The following is an 18,284-nucleotide window of genomic DNA, read 5'->3' on the forward strand; positions in this document are numbered from 1 at the left end:
TGTCTATGCGCCGGAGACCTCAATCTTCGGCTGGCTCCCAATCGTCGGGAGATCGCGCAAACGTTCCCAAACCTCGGACGGCGTAGACGACGCCTTCCCCGCGAAGGCGCACCAGCACCTTGCGAGCCGTCGGCCGGGATACGCCGAACTCCTGGACGATCAGGTGTTCGCTGGCGACGGGTTCGTCGACTACGTAAGTGCCGTTACGAATGCGATCCTTGATCACATTGGCGATCTGTACCCATTTCGGCTGGTTTGCGCGCCACACTATCGTCACTTGATCACCGTAGACATCTCTTATTGCCCCGAGATACCCACCGTGAGTAGCTGTAAAGAACTGACGACAATAGATGTTCATACTTCATAGTTGTTAAGGGTAGTGAAGTAAGATCAAAAACGAGCCCGTCCAGCGCTGCAACGACTGAACGGGCCCTTGATCAGGAAGGTAGTCCTGACCCGATGCCTAACCCTAGTGCCCCGGTTCTCGACCGGGCCATGATGAGTGGCTGCGGCTGTTTCGCCGAGGTGCCGCCTATGCCGATGGGGTGTGCGACCTGCGGGCATGCCCCTTACGCGCACGGCTGTCCCGATCGGCCCGCCGATCACGAGTACGTCCAGCCTTCCGGCGACCTGATGGACATCCGGCTGCGGGTTCGTCGTACCGGAGACCGCTCCCTGCCGTGCTTCGAGCCCGCCCTCGTAGCCCCGGCCGGTGCGGTTCCCGCTCAGCGATCCGCCGAGGGGATTTCGCCGATCTCCGAACAGCGCCGTCCTGAGCGGAGTGTGGCCGCCGAACCGCCCGTACCGGCACCGCTTCGGCGGAGGCTCTGTCGCTCGCGTCCGGCGTCGCCGTCAGTGACCGCTCCTACCAGGCTGCCCCGACTCGGGGGTGGACGCCACCTGGTGTCCCGCTTCGGGCGAAGAACCACCTGCGCACCGGACCGCTCAGCGGTCACTCCGTCTTCGTGCCGGTCACCTGGCCGGTACGGCGAACCCCTCCATTTCATGAGGCAGGCCCGCCCCACGCTGCGAACGACCGGGCGGGCCTTTGATCGGATCGAGGTCCAATCAGTGACAGATGGTAGTTCCACCCACCCAGAGCCCACCAGCCCCACGACGACGATTCCCGGCTGGCGGCTGATCCTCAGCGACGCTGGACGGCTGTGGGCCAGCCGCGAACGGCCCTTTTCCGAGGTGGCCACCCACGCCGGGGCCGAGCGAACCGTCGACGCCGACGACCTGGAGGCGTTGCGGGCCGAGACCGACCGGCAGGAGACCTTCGCCCGCGAGGTGGAGGAGGCAGCACACGAACAGGTGGCACGGGAGATACCGGAGCGGGAGCAGGCCGGGCAGGTGATCTCATGATCCGCCACTGTCTGTCCGCCGCCCGAGGCCGCCACCGCGACGGCCAGGCCCTCATCGCGGTCCCGCACTACACCTGGGACCATGAAGCCCGCGCCCAGGCCGCGATGCTGCAGGCCACCCGCCCAGGCTGGTCGGTGCTCTACGGCACCGGCAGCCGTCTGTTCCACGCCATCGCCACCTGGCCCACCCCGGAGCCGCTGATCATCTGCGACCAGACCCTGGAGGGGCTGAAAACCCAGATGTACGAGGCCGAAACGACCGTCCTCCACCGCTGGGCCCTCACCTCCAGCTCGGTCACCATCGGCCACTTCTGACGAACGGGCACGGCGACCCCATCCTTTTCCCGGTCCCAGGGGTCGCCGTGCCGTCCACGACGTACCCGACGCACTGTCTCGCTCCGGCTCAAGCCCATACCGGTCCGCCAGACGGGTTCATGGCCGGTCCCGTGCCCTGGAACCCCACGACTTCCGGTTGTTTCGCTCGGTACGACATGCCGGCGTCCTGCCAATCCAATTGGCGCCGGAGCGGCTCCTGTTGCTACCGTGTACGACTGAAGCAGGTCCCCTCTGAGGTACCCGCTTGGATCTCGGGGCCTTAGCTCAGTTGGCAGAGCGCCTGCTTTGCAAGCAGGATGTCAGGAGTTCGAATCTCCTAGGCTCCACCACCCAAAAAGCCTAGTTCAGGGACTATCTTTCAAGATCCCTCAACCTGGGCTTCCGACGTTCTGAGAGCCATACGGCATGGAAATACAGCAACGGCTACGAATCCAGCCGGTCACCGAGCTTCTTGAGTGTCTGGCGCGTCTTGGTGGACGAGACCTCGCTGTAGATGTTTGTGGTGACCGTGATCTGGTTGTGCCGGAGGATCTGCATTGCCACGCGCGGGTGAACATCGAGCGCGATGAGGAGAGACGCGCAGGTCTTCCGTGGCGCGTGCACGTGGCTCCTGCGAACGCCAGACTTGGCGCAGGCATTGGTGAAGCTCCGCCGGAGGTTCGACGGCTCCACAGGGCGCCCGCTGGCGGTAGTGAACACCAATCCTGTTTCCTGACCCCTTACCTGTGCGTACAGCCGGGTTGTTGAGGGATTAGTTCGTCGACCAGGACGGCGTTCCTGAGAGCCTTGCGGAGCGTATTGGAGGAGGTGGGAGAAGAACTCACTATCAAGCCTGTTCGTAGGGTCAGGTTCACCCCGTCAGAACAAGACGATTCGGGTGAGCAGCACCTGCTGATTCTTCCGGTCGATCCGATACTCCGCGATGCCGAATCCCTTGGGGATGAGGATCTCACGCCAATCGGGATCGGTGCCGACCTGGTCGCTTGCCGTCAGCCACGGGTCCTCGCAAATGGCGACTGTGAGCGCGGCCACGGTCGAGAACACTTCCGCCGAGACCGATGGATCAGCGAGTGTTTCAGCCACGACCTCCGAAGGTACGACCGGCCATAGGTCCTCCTCGCTCACTGAGCGCCACGCGCCTGTCGGCGACGTAGGACTTCCTCCATGGTCGTGGTCGGCAGAGTCCCGGCTTCGGCTGCCGCTCGGATACGGTCACGGTCCGGGTCGGTGTCCAGCATGGCCCGCCCCCACCAGGCGTTGAGCACGCCATCCAGTTCAGCGCCCTGCTGAGCTTCAAGAAGTTCGGCGAAGAACTGCGCACGGCGGCCGCCACGCAGCGCGCTGGAGATGCCGCCGATCGTCCGCGGCACTCTGGCGTGGCCCGGTGTGCCACCGTGGACAGGCTGAGCGCTCATGACACCACCTTTCACGCTGTCAGCTTACGTCTTGATCTCAACTACTCGCAGGAATCCCGCAGGCCCAAGGGGAAGAGTGTGCCGTGATCGCTTACCAGGCGTGTACCGAGCTTGACCGTCCGGCTCGGCATCCATGATCTGGAGACGGTAAACCGTTTCGGTGACCACGGTGTTGGCATGGCCGACCAGCCGGGAGATGTGCTCGATGGGAACGCCGGAGCGAGAACCAGGGAAGGCGCGCTCTACCGGCTCCGACAGGCGAATCACTGAGTGACCAACTGGGTGACAACGCCCCTGGACAAGACCGGACGACGGTGGACCACCGTGGACCGTATGCGCAGGTGGGAGCGGGTGTTACCCATGGTCCCGCCCCCCACCTGGGTTGCTTTGCAAGCAGGAAGTCAGGGGTTCGAATCTCCTAGGCTCCACCAGCTAAAACGCCGCTTTCCCACTCAGGGAAAGCGGTGTTCGTGCCATTAACGTGCCATTAGCTCGTAGGGACCAGCGCGCCGGCCAGGCCGTCATCTTTGTCCTTCCGCTCCGCCTCAACGCGCGCTGAGCGCACGGGCGATCTTCTGGTCTGCGTCGCGTGTGGCGTGCTGGTAGATCAGCGGCCCGGCCGCTGTCGTGTCCCATCCGCGCCTTGAGGTCCGCCAAGCTCGCGCCCGACTGCGCGGCCAGCGTGTTACCCGTGTGCCGAAGATCGTGGAAGTGCAGGCCCTTGATTCCCATCTCCTTGAGCGCCTCAGCCCATTTGGCTTCACGCCGGAAGTCGCCGCCTCGCAGGAAGCCGCCACGGACGCCAAGGAAGACGAACGCATCCTCATTCGCGCCGACGAAGTCGCGAAGGTGATCGGGCTTTTCCCCTCCCTGTTGGCCATCAGGCAGCCCTCCCCTTGCTCGTCATGATGGGCTGCACGATCCCGGCCCGGATGAAGTCCTCCAGCGCGGACTCAGGAATGCGAACCATGCGGCCGATGTGAACGAAGGTGATGCGTCGTTCCTCGATCCGGGTCCGGGTCCGGATCGGGACGGTCAGGGGCGGGGGAGCCAGCGGTGGAGGCGGGTGGTGGCGAAGGCGGTTTTGTGGGTGGTGAGGGTGGTGGAAGGAGGGTCGAAGCGGCCGTTGGGAGGCTGGCCCGGGAGGAAGGTGACTTCGACGCGGGCGACCTTGGCGTGGCCGAATTCGATGTAGCAGGTGCCGGTGCCGTTGTAGGGGACGGCGGTGCGGCGGCGGTGGTGGCGGGCGAGGATGTGGTCGGCGGCGGCGGAGGCCTGGCCTTCGGCGAAGACACCAGCTTTGGGGGTGCCGACGCTGGTGACGTCACCGACGGCGTAGACGTCGGGGTAGGCGGTTTCCAGGGTCGCGGGGTTCACGGGGATCCAGCCGTCGGTGCACAGACCTGAGGCGAGGACCACCTCGGGGGCCCGGTGGACGGGGACGCCCAGGAAGAGGTCGAAGGGGATGGCAGTGCCGTCGGCCAGGACGGCCGCGCGCCGGGACGGGTCCAGAGAGCGGACCAGGGTGTCGGGGTGCCAGGCGATGCCACGTTCGGCGAAGGCGGCGAGGAGGGCCTTGGAGGCGGCAGGCGAAGGGGGGATGGGGGTGCCGAGCGGCATGAGCAGGGAGATCCGGGAGGAGTCACGCAGGCCGCGGGCCACCAGGTAGTCGTGGAGCATCAAGGCGGTTTCGCTGGGGGCGGGCGGACACTTGAAGGGGGTCGAGGTGACACCGATGACGATGTGCCCGCCCTGGAAGGTGGACAGGACGTCGCGGGTCGCGAACGCCCCGGGGACGGTGTAGAACTCATGGCCGGCCTCCACGAGGCCAGGGCTGGCGGCGGGGTCGAGGTCGGCGCCGAGGGCGACGACCATGACGTCCCCCTCGAAGGCCCCCTCGTCGGTTTCGACCCGCCGGTTGACGGGGTCGATGGCGCGGATCGTCGTCTGGACGAACCGCACGCCCGGCTTGACCACCCCGGCGTACCGGTGCACCACCGCCGGTGCGGTGGTGCGACCGAACATCACGTCGAGCTTGGAGAAGCCGAAGACGAATCCGTCGGACTTGTCGATGAGGATGATGTCGGCGTCGTCGCCCAGTTCCTCCGAGAGCCGGGACGACAGCTCCAGGCCGCCGAAGCCGGCGCCCAGGACGAGAACTCGCATGGTCTTCTCCACTCGCTCGGGTGCGGCTTCAGGTCAGTTCGGCTGGGGGACGATCCGGATGTAGGGCTTGGGTTCGGCCCAGGTGCCGAAGATGTTCTTGGCCTGGTCGTTGGAGACCGAGCCGGCGATCACGACGTCGTCGCCCTGCCGCCAGTTCGCCGGGGTGGCGACCTTGTGGTTCGCGGTGAGCTGGAGGGAGTCGATGACCCGCAGGATCTCGTTGAAATTGCGGCCCGTCGTCATCGGGTAGAGCATGATCAGCTTGATCTTCTTGTCGGGGCCGATCACGAAGACGCCGCGGACGGTCTGGTTGTCGGCGGCCGTTCGGTCGGCCGGGTCGCCGCTCACGTCCGCGCCGAGCATCCCGTAGGCCTTGGAGACGGTGAAGTCGGCGTCGCCGATCATCGGGTAGTTCGGGGCGGTGCCCTGGGTCTCCGCGATGTCGGCGGCCCAGGCGTCGTGCTTGTCGACCGGGTCGACCGACAGCGCCATGATCTTCACGCCGCGGCGGTCGAACTCCGGCTTGATCGCGGCCATGTAGCCGAGCTCTGTGGTGCAGATCGGGGTGAAGTCCTTGGGGTGCGAGAAGAGCACCGCCCAGGAGTCGCCGATCCAGTCGTGGAACGAGATCACGCCGTCGGTGGTCAGGGCGCTGAAGTCGGGGGCGGTGTCGCCGATGGTCAGGCTCATCACAGGTCTCCATTCGATAGGCGGACCGGCCCCTCGGGCGGGGTCGGCCTCGCTGTCATGGAAGACGTTAGGAAGAGCGCGTTCCCTGAGCGTTCCTTCGCTCAAGGGCGTCCCGCTGGGCCCTGGCCCGGTCGGCCCAGAAGGTGTGGCCGGCCTTGTCGTAGAGGACGGCCGCCGCCTGGAACCGGTCCCGGGCGGCGGTGTGGTCGCCGTCGGCGACGGCGGCGCTCGCGGCTGTCTCCTCGGCCATCGCGCTCCAGGCCGAGCTGGCGAAGGAACCCGCGAACTGGGCGGCGGCCGTGGCCAGGGCGTGCGCGCCCTCGGCGTCGCCGACCAAGGCGAAGGCCTGCGCGCCGACCGGGTTGAGCAGGGCACTGCAGGTGAGGCAGTCGCCGTAACGGGCGGCGGCCCGCTGGGTGGCGCGGACGGCACGGATGGCGTCCTCCGGTTCGCCCCGCTCCATGGCCGCCAGCGCGGCGGTCGCGTGCAGCCGCGACCAGGCGTGGCGGGCCATCGGGGTGACCGTCGCGATCGCGGCGGCACGCTTGAGGTAGACCCTGGCCTCGTCGTGGGAGCCGCCGCAGGCTGACAGCTCCGCGCGGCGCAGCCACGGCAGCGCGACCGAGCGGCTGCCCAGCGGCTCATACAGCTCGCAGCTGCGTTCCAGGCACGCCGCCGCCTCGTCCCATTCGGCCTGGAGCAGCAGCGATTCGCCGAGCAGGCACCAGGCGAACGCCTGCGCCGGGATGGCGTCGGTCCGTTCAGCGACGGCCAGCGTCTGGCGGGCGTAGTCGCCGACGTCCCCGGCGAACACGTCCCCGTAGAGCTGGTACTGCGACAGGCAGTGGTTGAAGTCGCAGAATCGGGCGACCCGAACGCCCAGCTCGACGCCCGCGAGCCCCTCGATCTGGGCCTGGAGTCCAGGACGCCAGTCGCCTCGGACATGCGAGATGAACGCGAGCGCCTCCAGCGCTGCCGCGACGTCGCCGGTGTCGCCGTACGCGCGAGCGATCTCCTGGGCCTCGTCGGCGAGGCGGCGCGCGGTGGCGAAGTCGCCGCGCTCCCAGGACAGGTTCGCGCCCAGGCAGGCGAGCCGTCCCTGTTCGGCCCGGTCGGGCGCGAGCGCGGACGCGGCCGTCAGATGCGGTTCGGCCTGGTCGGGCAGGTGCTGCATCAGCCACGCGCCGGCGCACTTGCGGTGGATTGGTCCAGCGGCGGCCGAGCCCGCGGCGGAGGCGAGTGCTCGGTCGAACGCCTTAACCGCCCCGGCCGGGTCGCCCGACTGGACGCGCAGGTCGCCGACCCGCTCCCACAGTTCGGTCGTCAGATCCGGCTCGGACGTCTGCTCGCTATTGATCTCGGCGTACTGGCGCTGGGTCTCCGGGCGCGGTTCGGTGCCGAGCTCTTCTTCGAGGATCTCCCGCAGCCGTGTGTACTGGCGCCGCGCCTCGTCGCGCCGTCCGGCCAGTGTGTACAGCCGCATCAGCCAGGCGTGCGCGTCCTCGCGGAGCTGTTCGGCGGCGACGAGCCGCTGCATCGCGCGGGCCGCGCCGTTGAGGTCGCCGCGTGCTTCCAGCAGCCCGGCGTACTCTTCGACGACGGCCAGCCAGTCCAGGCGCAGTTCGTTGCGGGGCGCGGCCGCCCAGTCCTCGTAAAGGTCCTCGGGGAGCAGGCCGTCCCGGTACAGCTCGATCGCCCCGGCGTAGGAGTCGAGCTCGCGGGTCCGGCGGGCGGCCGCGACGAGCGACCAGTAGTCGTCGACGTCCACCGAGACGTCGTCGGTGGGCAGGCACAGCAGATCCCCGGCTGAGAGAATTAGGTTGGTGCCTTTATCGACGAAAAGGCTTCTTCGCGCTGAATGTAATGCTTTGCGCAGATTGGCTCCCGCCGCCTTGGGGTCGAGTTCGGGCCAGAGCACGTCCATCACCTGCTCGCGCCGCAGGCGGCGTCCGGGTGCCAGGGCGAGCAGCTTCACCAGAGCCGCCGGCTTCCGCTGTGACCAGGCCTCCGGTGCTATGGCACGTCCCTGCACCGCGACCCGGAAACCACCGAAGAGTTCAATCCGAAAAGTCACCGTTGCTCGCTTCATTGGCACGTGACAAATAGTGTCATATCTCTACGCATGGGCATCGTGGGCAGCCGCGTCCGGAGGCCGGCACGGTCTGGGCCGTTGTGCCGAATGCCGCCAGGCCAGCCCACGACGCGTGCTCGTCGCCGCCCCTATGCCGACGACGGGCAGGGCGTGTTCTGTGCGGACCAGACCGGCCAGACTCACTCGTCGCCAACCGTCCATGACGGGGTCCTGCACCGGAGTACTCTGCTGCTGATCTGACACGTGGTGGCGTTGCCAGGGCGGGAGCGGCGATGAGCGCCGAAGACCGGCTCGAACGAGCCAAGACGCTTTATGAACGGGCGGTTTTCAGCGGCGACGCCGGCGTGCTGACCAGTGCCGAACGGGACTTGGACGCGGTGGAGGCCGACACCGCGCTGGCCCGTGGGCGGATCCTGCATGCGCGGTTTCTTAACGAGCGCGCCAGCGCCGGCTCGTGACCCGTCGAGGACCCGGCTGAACTGCCGTTATTCGAGTGCGCGATCGAGTTGTACCGGGCGCTGGGCGACACGCGCGGTGAGGCTGAGGCGTTGTTCTGGATCGGCTGTCTACATCAGGTCATCAGGCGTGACAACGTGACCGCGGTTCCCGACCTGGTGCCGGCGGGGGTGTGGTCTTGCCTGGTGGCTCAGGGATGATCTGCCGGACCGTGCATGGCTTGTCCCTGACGGACAAGAGTGTCCACAGTGGTCCGAAGGCGCGGAAGGCAGATCACCGCGGCAATACCCAAAAGGATCAACAGGATGGGCAACCCCGTCTGCTGCCACGGCCACGCCGGGCCTTCCAGTCGCAGGCCGTCGATCGGCAGTTCCATGGTCTCGGCGGTCCAGCGGGCGGTGGCCACGTCCATTGTTCGGGCCAGGTCGCGCACGACGTCGTTGTAGGCGAAGTCCTGTCCGGAATGGACGTACACCGGCTCCAGGCCGTCGGGGACCTGGCCCAGGCGAACGCCTGCTCCGGGGACGAGCAAGCGATCCAGGTCCGGGGCCGCGTCGGCGAGATCGGCGCGGGGCAGGAACGTCAGGCCATGCCGTGACCGGATCGGGCCGCCGTCCGCGCTCACGGCCAACGTCCTTTCTGCGAGCGACTTGTCGTGCGTTTCGAACACCGACGCCAGGTCGATTTCGCCGACGCCCGGCGTCAGCATCACACCGACGGTCGGCGGCGCCCACGTCCAACCCGCATTGACGATCGCGGCCGGGGCGGGCATGGCGATGCCGGTCACGACCGGCGGCGTGTTGCCGTAGTACCGCCAGCCCACGGCCTTGGCCGCGTTCACCGCCACCGTCGAACCGGCCAAGCGCTCGATCATGTGCAGGGTTCCGTCGATGCCGGACAACACGCCCGCGGTCGTGACGACGGTACCGCTGTCGACGAAACGCTTGCCGTGCACCCAGTTCACCGCGGGATAGTCCGACTCGAGCGAGCCGATCCGCATCCAGTGCGCGGTCGCGGGCCGGCCGTCGAGCAGACCCGCCGAGGCGAGGACACCGGCGCCGTTGCACACGCTCAGCAACAGCGTGCCGCGGCTCGCCTGATCACGCAGCCACGCCGTGACCGGACCGGTACTGGGCTCGCCGACATCCGGCATCGCAGGGATGACCGTGAGCGTCGGCGCGGCACCGCCGGTGAGTTCGGCAAGATCCGCGAAGCTCAGATCCGGCACCAGGTCCAGACCGCCGGTCAACGGCAGCGGACGCCTTCGCGACGCGACGGTGTAGACGTTGAACCGGCCCGAGGCGGCCAGGAGCTCGTATGGGGCAAGGGCATCCGACACGACGGCCCCGTTGTCGCCGATCACCACGACCGCGGTCGGTTTGGCGGGGTCGAAAGCCGGGGCAATGGCGGAGGGAATGGGCCGGTCCGGACCGGGGGCGTACTCGGCGTCGAAAGTGGCGAAGGCGGAGATCGCTCCGCCAGCCACCGGAATCAGGATGACCGCGATCACCGCGAGCGCGCCGCGTAGGAAGGTGCGCATCGAAAACCCTCAGTGCCAGTAGTGGTCGCGGCGCCACACCATGGCGGCCAGCATGAGCGGGAACATGATCACGTGCCCGGCCATCATCAACCCCATGGCGGACAGCGCCCCGAGCCAGAACGGCACCAGCAAGACGAGGAACGGCAGGTACATCGCGGCCGCCATCTCACCGATCCGCGCCCACGAATGCCTGCGCAAGGCCATCGCCAGGGTCATCCCGATGGTCATGTTGGTCGCCATGACGAGCGCGTCGACCTCCGGCCGCGCCGACCAGGCGTCCGGCCACAGCGGCGCCAGCGCCAACATCCCGGCGAGCATGGCGATCACCATCTCGACGTAGTGCCAGACGAACCGGCCCAGCTTGCGATTAGTACTCCGGGTGGTTTCCACGGTCCTCATGACGTCCCCTCGGATTCGGCATCGACTGACACCGACAAGAGTCGCCGCGGGCCGCCGTCCTGCCATGTGCCAGAGGTCATGTCCGAGGTCATGCTGTGGTCATGACTCCTGGGCGGAAAGGTCAGAGCAAACCGAGCGACCGTGCGCGTAGTGCGGCTTGGGTGCGGTCGCGGGCGTTCAGTTTCGACAGGACGTTGGTGACGTGGTTTTTCACGGTGCCCTCGGCCAGGTGAAGCGTCGTGGCGATTTCGCGGTTGCTGTGGCCGGTGGCGAGGAGACGGAGGACTTCGATTTCGCGGTCGGACAGCGGCACGACCAATGGCTGCGGTTCCGGGGCGCCGGTCGAGGGCAGGCGGGCGAACTGGGCGACCACCTTCGCGGCGACGGAGGGCTGCAACACCGACTCGCCGCGGGCGGCGGCCAGGACGGCCTCGATCAGCTGGGCCGAGGAGACGTCCTTGAGCAGGTAGCCCAAAGCTCCGGCGCGAAGGGCGGCGAACACGTCCTCGTCGTCGTCGAACGTCGTCAGCGCGATGATGCCGATGCCAGGGTGGTCGGTACGCAAGCGGCGGGTCGCGGCGACGCCGTCCAGGACGGGCATGCGCAGATCCATCAGGACGACGTCCGGGGTGACCTCGGCGGCCCGGCGGATCGCTTCGTCGCCGTTGCCCGCCTCGCCGACGACCTCGATGGCGTCGTGCGTGGCCAGGAGGGTGGCCAGGGCCTCGCGGAACAGAGCCTGGTCGTCGACCAACAGGACGCGGACCGGGCTCATCCGGGAACCTCCATGCTCAAGGTGTAGCCCGCCCCCGGTGCCGACTCGACGCTCAACCATCCGCCCAGGTGCTCGGCGCGTTCCCGGAGCCCGACCAGGCCGAAACCCGACGCAGGCGTCGAAGCGGAACCGGCGCCGTCGTCGCGGACGGCCAGCCGGACGGCGGCGTCAGCATAGTCCAGGACCACGTCGGCACGGTTTGCCTGGGCGTGCTTAAGGACATTGGTCAGACCTTCTTGCGCCACACGGAACAAGGCCTCGCGCGTCTCGTCGGGCAACGGTCGTTGCTCGCCGGATATCGCGACGCTGGTGGTCACGCCCGCGGCGGATGTCAGTTCGGCCAACGCCTGCAAGGCGTCGGGCAGGGGAGGGATTTCGCGTGGTTCGCGCAAGGTGTTGACCGAGCGGCGTACCTCGGCGAGTGCGGCCTCGGCCTGGTCCTGGGCCTTGGCGAGTACCTCGTCGGCCTTGGCGGTGTCGGTCGGCAGGACCGCACGAGCGGCCTTGACCTGCATCTGGACGACGGTGAGTGAGTGCCCGAGTCCATCGTGGATGTCGCGTGCGACCCGGTTGCGTTCCTGCACGGTTGCGAGCCGCTCCGCCTGCGCGGCGTAGTCACGCAACTGTTCGTGGGCCTCAGACAGTTCGACACGGGCGCGTTGTTCGCGTTGCAGCAACTCCGTCACGATCGCGGCGAACACCGCGGCGAGAAGGATTCCGAGTCCTTCCCGCAGCCCTTCGCCCCACGACATGCCGAGGTGGACGAACGGGACCAGCCCGACCACGACCGCCGTCGCGGCGATCGGCAACCGTAGCAGCACGCACTGGCTGACCAGCACGACGAGCAGAAGCGTCGCGGCGACCCCTGCGTTCAGCGAGAACACGACGAACGCGATCGGTAGCTGCACGGCAACGTACCCGAGCGACCAGGCCAGCTCATTACGCGCACGTACCCACGAGAAGCCGGCGGTGGCCAATCCGGTGAACACCGCGCCGAGCACGAGCGACGGCAGGGAATCTCCAGATGCGACGACCCCGATCAGCAACGTGAGCAGCGCGCCGAAGGTCAGCACAGCCAGAGCCCTGTTCATGCGCTCACTGTGGGCCGTCCGGCGGCGCAAGGTCAACTCATGGTAGAAACGCGCGATGATCTCGCGGGTATGGCTTGTCTCTGCCGTACTGCTGCTCGTCGGCGTGTGCGACGGGCCGCGCAAGGTTCACTGCAGCAGGCTACCGAGCTGATCGAAGGAGAGGGCGGGCGTCGGTCTCAAGGCAGGTCAGGTCGCCGGGCAGAGCGTTGTGTACAGCAGCGGAATACAGCAACGTCGGCTTACACGATCATACGTTCCCGACCCTCATCTACCGCTTGACCAGGGATGGGGCCCTCCACGAGGAGACTGGCTCCCGTTTGCAAGCAGGATGTCAGGAGTTCGAATTTCCTAGGCTCCACCAGCAAAAAACACCTCTCAACCGACCTTGGTGTGCGGCGCGCGCCGGGCATGCGGCTTGGGGGCCGGTCCTGGCGCGCGGGCAGGACCCTGGGCCGTCGCCGTACGCCGGCCGCGCCGCCTGGACCATGTGGTCCGCCCATGGTCACGCCGCCGCCCAGACAGGGCTTTACTGCTCAGGAATCAAGTACGGCGGCGACGGCTTCGATTTCAACGAGCTGGCCGTCGTAACCAAGCACGGTGACTCCCATCAAGGTGCTCGGTACGTCATGGGCACCGAACGAGTCCCGGACTACCTGCCAGGCAGCCACCAAATCCTCCCGCCGGGTGGACGCGACGAGAACCCGTGTGCTGATGACGTCCTGCAATGATGCGCCAGAGGCAGTGAGAGCCGCCCGCATGTTCTCGATGGCTTTCGCTGCTTGGCCCGCGTAGTTCCCAATCGCTGCCGTCGAGCCGTCCTCGTTCAGGGGACACGCTCCGGCGAGGAAGATGAGTCGTGACTCGGCAGGCGCCGTGGCTGCGTAAGCGTACTCGGCGATGTCGGACAGAGAAGCAGAGCGGATCAAAGTGATGGCGCTAGGCATGGTCGCTCAGTTCCTTTCATATCGGGCACAGAGCGACCATCCTGACGTGGGCCTCCTACCTGCCGCCTTCTATTTTCACAGGCCAAGCCGCCCGTACCTCGCGGCCCGCCCACGGTCACGCCGCCGCGGTCAAGGGCGGCGCTCCGCGCCGCCTCGCGGCCCGTCGCCCGCTCGGCGGTCGAGCATGCGGCCTGGGCCCGGTCCCGGTGGCTCGGACCGCGCACGCAAGCGTTCCCATGACTTCACCGCAGGTGTGATTGGCTCACTGCCGGGCGTGGCCGCACATCGCTTCGAAGCGCTAACGGTAGGCGTGAACGCGATGAACGTTCCTGCATGCGACTGTGCCCGCCTTCGAGATGGCAACGGATGGGATGAGCGACAACTTTCGAATGGCTGGCGGCGGCTAGCGGAGATGTCGATTTCGACGACTTCAGCAGGAGCAGCCCGGGAGTTCCCTCAGGAGGCTAAAGAAGCGGCGTATTACCCAATTAGCTTGACCATTTCGATGGACTTTGACGTTGATAGTGCAAATCCATCGAGAACTTGCGGGGGGAGCATTCGGAGTGCAATCATCTTCCGCGTCAACAACTGCTCGACATCTTGCGATGGACACAACACGTCTCTTCGAAGCGGCGGGCCCTGTCCGAGCAGAGGTGGTCATTTCCTTCTACTGATCGGGGCCGATGGGAACTCCGCCGACCCCGATCGGGTGTCGCGCACAGGCACTGGTGCGTCGCTGCCGGCCGCGAGCATTTTGTCGCCCTGACGGACGCTATCGGCCGCGCTGGCCGTCGCCTGGTCAGGGCTGTGCCAGCCGACGAACCAGTGCCCACGCACCACGAGGCGCTACATGCCCGTTTCGTAGGTCATGTTCGTTTGGCCCGTTTTCACCTGGCCGGCGATGTGGAGGTTCCCGCTGGAGTCCAGGATCGCGATGATCTTCTTCTGCGACCCGTGGTGGGTCGTGAAGTAAATCTTGTCCGCCTCTTGAGAGCTGGAAAGGTTTGTGTTCACCGAAAGCTCGATGCTCACCGGTGAGCTTATGAGAACGTCCTTCTTCGGAGAGGTCGGGTAGATCTGGTTCTGGCGCAGCTTGATTCGGGCGTGAGTGTCACCTTCATCCCAGTCGGTGGCCACCCCGAGGTCGATATCCGGCATGTCTACTCCCTTCGTTTCTCTCCGTTTGTAAACGATCCTTTTGGATCGCTCCATAGCGAAGGATATGTGGTTCTTAGGAGATTTTCTAGAGTTCTTCCAGGCACTTCCTAAACATGAAAATTGGGACACCTAATATAAATCTGAGGCACTAAATTCCCTTACCTGCTATTTGTCCGAATGTGATGAGTGGGGCAAGGCATCGAGTGTGAAGTCGAGACGCCTCCGGCAGGGGAACTCCGGCTCCGGGATGATCGGGCGGGGAGGTGCGCGCGTTCGCGCTGCAACCTGACGCTCCTCGCTGCTGATAGGTACCGCGATGGAGGTCGGCGCGGGCTGCCAATGAGGTGGTTTCGGAGACGCCTAATACCCTTGGGAGGCTCCTCCTCGCTGGTCAAGTGTCCCGGCCGTACCCGCCGTATCAGCCACCGCGCCCGTTGCGTGCCCGATGGAGTGGTGATCAAGGGGGAGCAGCAGGGACCCAGGGGGATTGCGATCAGTGGTCCCAGCAGCAAAGACGCAGGTCAAACAAGATCGGCATCCGTTTTTGCAAGCAGGATGCCAGGAATACGATGTCGTCGTTGACGAGAGTTGCCCCGTTGCGTGTGCCGGATCAGGATCACTCGCATGGGCTTCTACGAGTACTACCGGGCTGCGGATCGTGAGACGGCGATCATCCAGCCGGAGCATTCCCGGGTGATCGCCGACCCTGAGTACAGCGTCCCCGTGTTCGACGCCGTGGAGACCAAGTGGCTCGACCCGTGGATAACCCTGAACGAACTGGCGGCTCTCATCGGCGACGTCGACCTGCCCACAGGCGTGGACACCACAGTAAGCCTGTACCCCTCCTCGTACCCAGCCCCGACTCCGCAGACCGACGAAGAGTGGGACGCGCTGCCCGAGGACTCGCCCTATCTCAGCGACATTGGTATCGAGGAGCTCTCGGTGAACGTGCGTGACCTGCTCGCCGACGCCGACGACGCGCACCTGCCGAGGGTGGTGGAGCGCTGGGCGAAGAGCGAGCAGTTCTCACACTTCAGCTCGGCCGATCTGAAGTATCTGATGCCCGTAGCCAAGAATCTCATCGGGTTGTCCCGCCGTGCGAAGGAACATGGCCAGCATCTCTACTGCTGGTCGTGCGCCTGATCAGGACGGTCGCCGAGTCTTACGGACTCCGTAGCTGCCAGAGAGCGCCGACGTCGCTCCACGAGGAGGAAACGGACGACGATGAAGCCGATACTCGCGGCAGCCACCGTCCATACGATCGTCTTCCCTATGGTTTCGACCACCTCGTTCCTGCCGGGCGGGAGCACAGCCATTTGTACGGCGGCGCCGATCGGCACGGTCAACCTTGCGAGCAAACCGATCGCTCCCGATCGCTTGACACATGCACCGACGGCGCCCAAGGGCGCTCCGAAGACGACACTGGCGACCCACCACAGGGGCGGTTCGGACTCGTACCAGGGGAACTGCCCGCCGCTACGGATGGTGTCCACGATGCTGTAGGCGGCTGTGGCCGCAAGCAGGGCCAGTGCACCGGCAGCACCGGCTTGCGCCAGTGCTGTGGGACAGCTCTTCCCGGCGCGTGTGACCAGCCACCCCACTGCGACCGCCAAACCCGCCCAGGCCCAGCCGGAGTCGAGCAGCACGCTCATGATTTCCGCGATTGACCACCCGCTGGTGGTGTAGGCGCGGCTTTCAAGGTCGGCGTAGCTGTGGGAGAGAGCGTTCACGAGGGAGATTGCCGCGCCGAATCCCGCTCCGACCGCCAGGGCACTTACCAGGATCTCTACGGGACGGGTCACACGCGAGAAGTCCTGCCATCGACTGCCATGCCGCTGATCGTTGGTCACGACGCCTTCCTATCGGAAAGATCATGATTTGTACGGCGGATGTTCAATGCGATCCAGGGATCAGCCACATTTGGTGGTTGGGGGCATATTTCACGTAGATCACCAGATACAACACCCGTAGGAGGCATCCCACCCTCGGCCACCTCAGCCCGATCGACTACGAGCAGCAGACCCCCGACAAGGTGCTGCTCGCCGCATAACAACCGGTGTTCACACTTCGGGGCGAGCCCCCATCCGCGGCAGTCGGGGGATGACCCGGCAGGACATCGCGCAGCGCATGGGGGTCACCAAGGGGCGCGTTTCGCAGATCGAACAAGACAAGATCTCCGGATAGACGGCCAAGCTCGCCCCGATTGTGCGGCCAGGTGCTACGCCGTGGCACATCACCTCGTTTTCGTATGCTCGTGTGGCTGGATCTCCAAGCCATCCCGTCGGAAGTCTGTAGGCTCTATGAGCAGGGAGAGGAGATTCCAGCATGACCGCACAGCCGCAGGACTTCGTACCTCCTGGCTCACCGATGCCCGAGAAGAACCTGCGGGCTATCCGCTCCGTCCTGGTCGTGCCGCAGGATCGGGAAGCGTTCGACGCGGGGCTCAAAGCAGTGCTCGATGAGGTTCGAGTGAGTTTGGACCTCGCTGCGCTGAACGCCTTCGTCCACCGTTGGTGGATCTCCGCGTGCGACTCGGTGCGTGATCCGGAAGGGCGCCGCCGAATGCATGCCAGAGCCGAGCAGGTGCTTACCGGCGAACCGACCCTCTCGGGAAGGCCGTGGCGTGAGGTTCTCGGCGCTCGTGGGGTCGACCTGTAGGTGTACCAGATCACACTCGATCCCCTCGCCGAGGAGCAGATCGCTGGGATTCCTTCGGAAGCGCTACGTCCACTCGCCGAACTGTTCACACTTCTGGAAGTCGCGCCGTGGAGCGGCCAGCCGTACAACCAGGCCAACCCCAAGGCCAACATGCTCACTCACACGTTCGGCGAGCGAGGGCTCGCGACGTACATGGTTCTGGATGAGCAGCATGAGGTGTACGTCATCCGTGTCGAGTGGCCATGATCCTGTTCGATACGACGGCGATATGGCGACACCCGATGCGTAACGGTGTGGGTCACGAGCAGGAAGGACGTTCTCAGATGAGGCGATGGATCGCTGCGTCGGCCGTCATGCTGGTCGTCCCGATGGTGGCTGGATTCGGTACCACCGCAGGCACCCAGGGAGCTCCAGCCGACCCGATCGACGCTCTCAAGCGCCGGCTCGTCGAGAACCGGGGTGTGAAGATGTCGATGGTCCGCACCGTAACGGAGGAGCAGAAGGACAAGGGCTACGTCTGGACCAAGGCCGTCGCCGAGTTCGGTAAGGGCAAGATCGTAGCCGTCGATATGACACATGACTCCGACCGCATAAAACGGGTCGATCCCGTACGGCAGATCATCTTTGAGGGCCGCCAGTATGTCCAGAACGACTACTTGCCCGACGGCAAAAGCTGGCTCCTCAACGAGGACGACGAGGTCCGGCCGGAATTGGACGCCGGCTGGATCCAGCTCGCCGATCCAGCCATGCTGAAGGCGGTGCTGGCCACTACCAGGGTCAAGCGCCCCGCAGGCGTTTACGAGGGCACAGGTACCACGCTCTACCAGGGCACGATCACCGTTGGTCAGCTTTACAAGGCCTCTTCAGGCTCCCCCTTCGGACTCGTGGTGAAGCCCACCGAAAAGGAAGCAAAGGCCAAGATAGCCTGGAGGCTCTGGCTCGGTGAGGACCAGCTGGTGCGCAGGGCCTGGGGTTCGTGGAGCGAACCGTTTTCCCGGAACGGTGATACCCACGTCTCATACGTCGTTGATGCTCGTCTGACCGGCTGGGGTGCCGAAACCGACATCGCCGCGCCTTCCGCCGATGATGTGATAGACCCCTCGCACTGGTCGATGCCCGAGACTTCCGTCCCCCTGAATCCGGCCGCCGAATAGTAACCGCCGCTCCAAGCGGCCAGGGCGTCCTGATATCCGGTACACA

General features: G+C 65.9%; 25 protein-coding genes and 1 tRNA gene. 11 read left to right on the plus strand and 15 right to left on the minus strand.

Annotated features, from left to right (window positions below):
- Positions 1-19: 19 nt before the first annotated feature.
- Positions 20-277: a GntR family transcriptional regulator gene (locus ACFY3D_RS19615; protein ID WP_389981100.1), complete on the minus strand. Its 258-nt coding sequence runs from the start codon at positions 275-277 to the stop codon at positions 20-22.
- A gap of 794 nt (positions 278-1,071) precedes the next feature.
- On the opposite strand from ACFY3D_RS19615, the gene ACFY3D_RS19620 reads away from it, so the two are divergent.
- The 3 genes from ACFY3D_RS19620 (at position 1,072) to ACFY3D_RS19630 (ending at position 2,029) form a co-directional block, all read left to right on the plus strand.
- Positions 1,072-1,365, plus strand: a complete 294-nt coding sequence (locus ACFY3D_RS19620) for a hypothetical protein (protein ID WP_389981102.1) — start codon at positions 1,072-1,074, stop codon at positions 1,363-1,365.
- The gene (locus tag ACFY3D_RS19625) at positions 1,362-1,679 is read left to right on the plus strand and encodes a hypothetical protein (protein WP_389981104.1); all 318 of its coding nucleotides are present in this window, start codon (positions 1,362-1,364) and stop codon (positions 1,677-1,679) included. Before ACFY3D_RS19620 ends, ACFY3D_RS19625 begins: the two co-directional genes overlap by 4 nt.
- Positions 1,680-1,953: 274 nt before the next feature.
- Positions 1,954-2,029: transfer RNA gene (locus ACFY3D_RS19630), tRNA-Ala, on the plus strand.
- A 94-nt stretch (positions 2,030-2,123) separates the two neighbouring features.
- Here ACFY3D_RS19630 and ACFY3D_RS19635 read toward each other — a convergent pair.
- From ACFY3D_RS19635 to ACFY3D_RS19650, 4 genes are all read right to left on the minus strand, one after another.
- Positions 2,124-2,435: a tyrosine-type recombinase/integrase gene (locus ACFY3D_RS19635; RefSeq protein WP_389981434.1), complete on the minus strand. Its 312-nt coding sequence runs from the start codon at positions 2,433-2,435 to the stop codon at positions 2,124-2,126.
- 123 nt (positions 2,436-2,558) lie between these two features.
- Entirely contained in the window at positions 2,559-2,783 is a 225-nt protein-coding gene (locus ACFY3D_RS19640) for a hypothetical protein (RefSeq protein WP_389981106.1), read from the minus strand.
- 38 nt (positions 2,784-2,821) lie between these two features.
- Complete coding sequence (locus ACFY3D_RS19645) at positions 2,822-3,115, minus strand: hypothetical protein (RefSeq protein WP_389981108.1); 294 nt, start codon at positions 3,113-3,115, stop codon at positions 2,822-2,824.
- Between the two features lie 432 nt (positions 3,116-3,547).
- Positions 3,548-3,901 carry a hypothetical protein gene (locus tag ACFY3D_RS19650; protein WP_389981436.1) on the minus strand — a complete coding sequence of 118 codons (354 nt, stop codon included), beginning with the start codon at positions 3,899-3,901 and terminating at the stop codon, positions 3,548-3,550.
- Here ACFY3D_RS19650 and ACFY3D_RS19655 point away from each other — a divergent pair.
- Positions 3,809-4,024 carry a hypothetical protein gene (locus ACFY3D_RS19655; protein WP_389981110.1) on the plus strand — a complete coding sequence of 72 codons (216 nt, stop codon included), beginning with the start codon at positions 3,809-3,811 and terminating at the stop codon, positions 4,022-4,024. The genes ACFY3D_RS19650 and ACFY3D_RS19655 overlap by 93 nt on opposite strands.
- Before the next feature lie 126 nt (positions 4,025-4,150).
- Here the strand turns inward: ACFY3D_RS19655 and ACFY3D_RS19660 are convergent, their stop codons facing one another.
- The 3 genes from ACFY3D_RS19660 to ACFY3D_RS19670 all read right to left on the minus strand — a co-directional run bounded on the left by ACFY3D_RS19660 (position 4,151) and on the right by ACFY3D_RS19670 (position 8,045).
- A complete protein-coding gene (locus tag ACFY3D_RS19660) occupies positions 4,151-5,281 on the minus strand; it encodes an NAD(P)/FAD-dependent oxidoreductase (RefSeq protein ID WP_389981112.1) in 1,131 nt (376 codons plus the stop codon).
- 33 nt (positions 5,282-5,314) lie between these two features.
- Positions 5,315-5,971, minus strand: coding sequence for a peroxiredoxin (locus tag ACFY3D_RS19665; protein ID WP_389981114.1), 657 nt, complete (start codon positions 5,969-5,971; stop codon positions 5,315-5,317).
- A 67-nt stretch (positions 5,972-6,038) separates the two neighbouring features.
- Positions 6,039-8,045 (minus strand): BTAD domain-containing putative transcriptional regulator, encoded by a 2,007-nt coding sequence (locus ACFY3D_RS19670; protein WP_389981116.1) that lies wholly within the window; start codon positions 8,043-8,045, stop codon positions 6,039-6,041.
- A 290-nt stretch (positions 8,046-8,335) separates the two neighbouring features.
- Between ACFY3D_RS19670 and ACFY3D_RS19675 the strand changes: the two genes are divergently transcribed.
- The gene (locus ACFY3D_RS19675) at positions 8,336-8,521 is read left to right on the plus strand and encodes a hypothetical protein (RefSeq protein WP_389981118.1); all 186 of its coding nucleotides are present in this window, start codon (positions 8,336-8,338) and stop codon (positions 8,519-8,521) included.
- Positions 8,522-8,709: 188 nt separating this feature from the next.
- Here ACFY3D_RS19675 and ACFY3D_RS19680 read toward each other — a convergent pair whose 3' ends face one another.
- The 6 genes from ACFY3D_RS19680 to ACFY3D_RS19705 all read right to left on the minus strand — a co-directional run bounded on the left by ACFY3D_RS19680 (position 8,710) and on the right by ACFY3D_RS19705 (position 14,426).
- The gene (locus ACFY3D_RS19680; protein WP_389981120.1) at positions 8,710-10,059 is read right to left on the minus strand and encodes a DJ-1/PfpI family protein; all 1,350 of its coding nucleotides are present in this window, start codon (positions 10,057-10,059) and stop codon (positions 8,710-8,712) included.
- 9 nt (positions 10,060-10,068) lie between these two features.
- The gene (locus tag ACFY3D_RS19685; RefSeq protein WP_389981122.1) at positions 10,069-10,458 is read right to left on the minus strand and encodes a hypothetical protein; all 390 of its coding nucleotides are present in this window, start codon (positions 10,456-10,458) and stop codon (positions 10,069-10,071) included.
- Between the two features lie 121 nt (positions 10,459-10,579).
- Positions 10,580-11,233, minus strand: coding sequence for a response regulator (locus ACFY3D_RS19690; RefSeq protein WP_389981124.1), 654 nt, complete (start codon positions 11,231-11,233; stop codon positions 10,580-10,582).
- A complete protein-coding gene (locus ACFY3D_RS19695; protein WP_389981126.1) occupies positions 11,230-12,324 on the minus strand; it encodes a sensor histidine kinase in 1,095 nt (364 codons plus the stop codon). The genes ACFY3D_RS19690 and ACFY3D_RS19695 overlap by 4 nt, the downstream gene beginning before the upstream one ends.
- A 533-nt stretch (positions 12,325-12,857) precedes the next feature.
- Complete coding sequence (locus ACFY3D_RS19700; protein ID WP_389981128.1) at positions 12,858-13,268, minus strand: RidA family protein; 411 nt, start codon at positions 13,266-13,268, stop codon at positions 12,858-12,860.
- Positions 13,269-14,114: 846 nt separating this feature from the next.
- Positions 14,115-14,426 carry a DUF6342 family protein gene (locus ACFY3D_RS19705; RefSeq protein WP_389981130.1) on the minus strand — a complete coding sequence of 104 codons (312 nt, stop codon included), beginning with the start codon at positions 14,424-14,426 and terminating at the stop codon, positions 14,115-14,117.
- A gap of 624 nt (positions 14,427-15,050) precedes the next feature.
- On the opposite strand from ACFY3D_RS19705, the gene ACFY3D_RS19710 reads away from it, so the two are divergent.
- On the plus strand, positions 15,051-15,569 hold the full coding sequence (locus tag ACFY3D_RS19710; protein WP_389981132.1) for a hypothetical protein: 519 nt from the start codon (positions 15,051-15,053) through the stop codon (positions 15,567-15,569).
- Here the strand turns inward: ACFY3D_RS19710 and ACFY3D_RS19715 are convergent.
- On the minus strand, positions 15,548-16,276 hold the full coding sequence (locus ACFY3D_RS19715; protein ID WP_389981134.1) for a hypothetical protein: 729 nt from the start codon (positions 16,274-16,276) through the stop codon (positions 15,548-15,550). The genes ACFY3D_RS19710 and ACFY3D_RS19715 overlap by 22 nt on opposite strands.
- Before the next feature lie 98 nt (positions 16,277-16,374).
- Here ACFY3D_RS19715 and ACFY3D_RS19720 point away from each other — a divergent pair, with 98 nt between their 5' ends.
- The 5 genes from ACFY3D_RS19720 to ACFY3D_RS19740 all read left to right on the plus strand — a co-directional run bounded on the left by ACFY3D_RS19720 (position 16,375) and on the right by ACFY3D_RS19740 (position 18,238).
- Complete coding sequence (locus ACFY3D_RS19720) at positions 16,375-16,476, plus strand: IS3 family transposase (protein WP_389981438.1); 102 nt, start codon at positions 16,375-16,377, stop codon at positions 16,474-16,476.
- A 32-nt stretch (positions 16,477-16,508) separates the two neighbouring features.
- The gene (locus ACFY3D_RS19725) at positions 16,509-16,610 is read left to right on the plus strand and encodes a helix-turn-helix domain-containing protein (RefSeq protein WP_389981440.1); all 102 of its coding nucleotides are present in this window, start codon (positions 16,509-16,511) and stop codon (positions 16,608-16,610) included.
- A gap of 141 nt (positions 16,611-16,751) precedes the next feature.
- On the plus strand, positions 16,752-17,084 hold the full coding sequence (locus tag ACFY3D_RS19730; protein ID WP_389981136.1) for a DUF6247 family protein: 333 nt from the start codon (positions 16,752-16,754) through the stop codon (positions 17,082-17,084).
- On the plus strand, positions 17,085-17,330 hold the full coding sequence (locus ACFY3D_RS19735; RefSeq protein WP_389981138.1) for a hypothetical protein: 246 nt from the start codon (positions 17,085-17,087) through the stop codon (positions 17,328-17,330).
- Entirely contained in the window at positions 17,321-18,238 is a 918-nt protein-coding gene (locus tag ACFY3D_RS19740) for a hypothetical protein (protein WP_389981140.1), read from the plus strand. Before ACFY3D_RS19735 ends, ACFY3D_RS19740 begins: the two co-directional genes overlap by 10 nt.
- Positions 18,239-18,284: the final 46 nt, after the last annotated feature.

It is taken from the genome of Streptosporangium sp. NPDC000509 (assembly GCF_042898365.1).
Taxonomy (GTDB): Bacteria; Actinomycetota; Actinomycetes; order Streptosporangiales; family Streptosporangiaceae; genus Streptosporangium.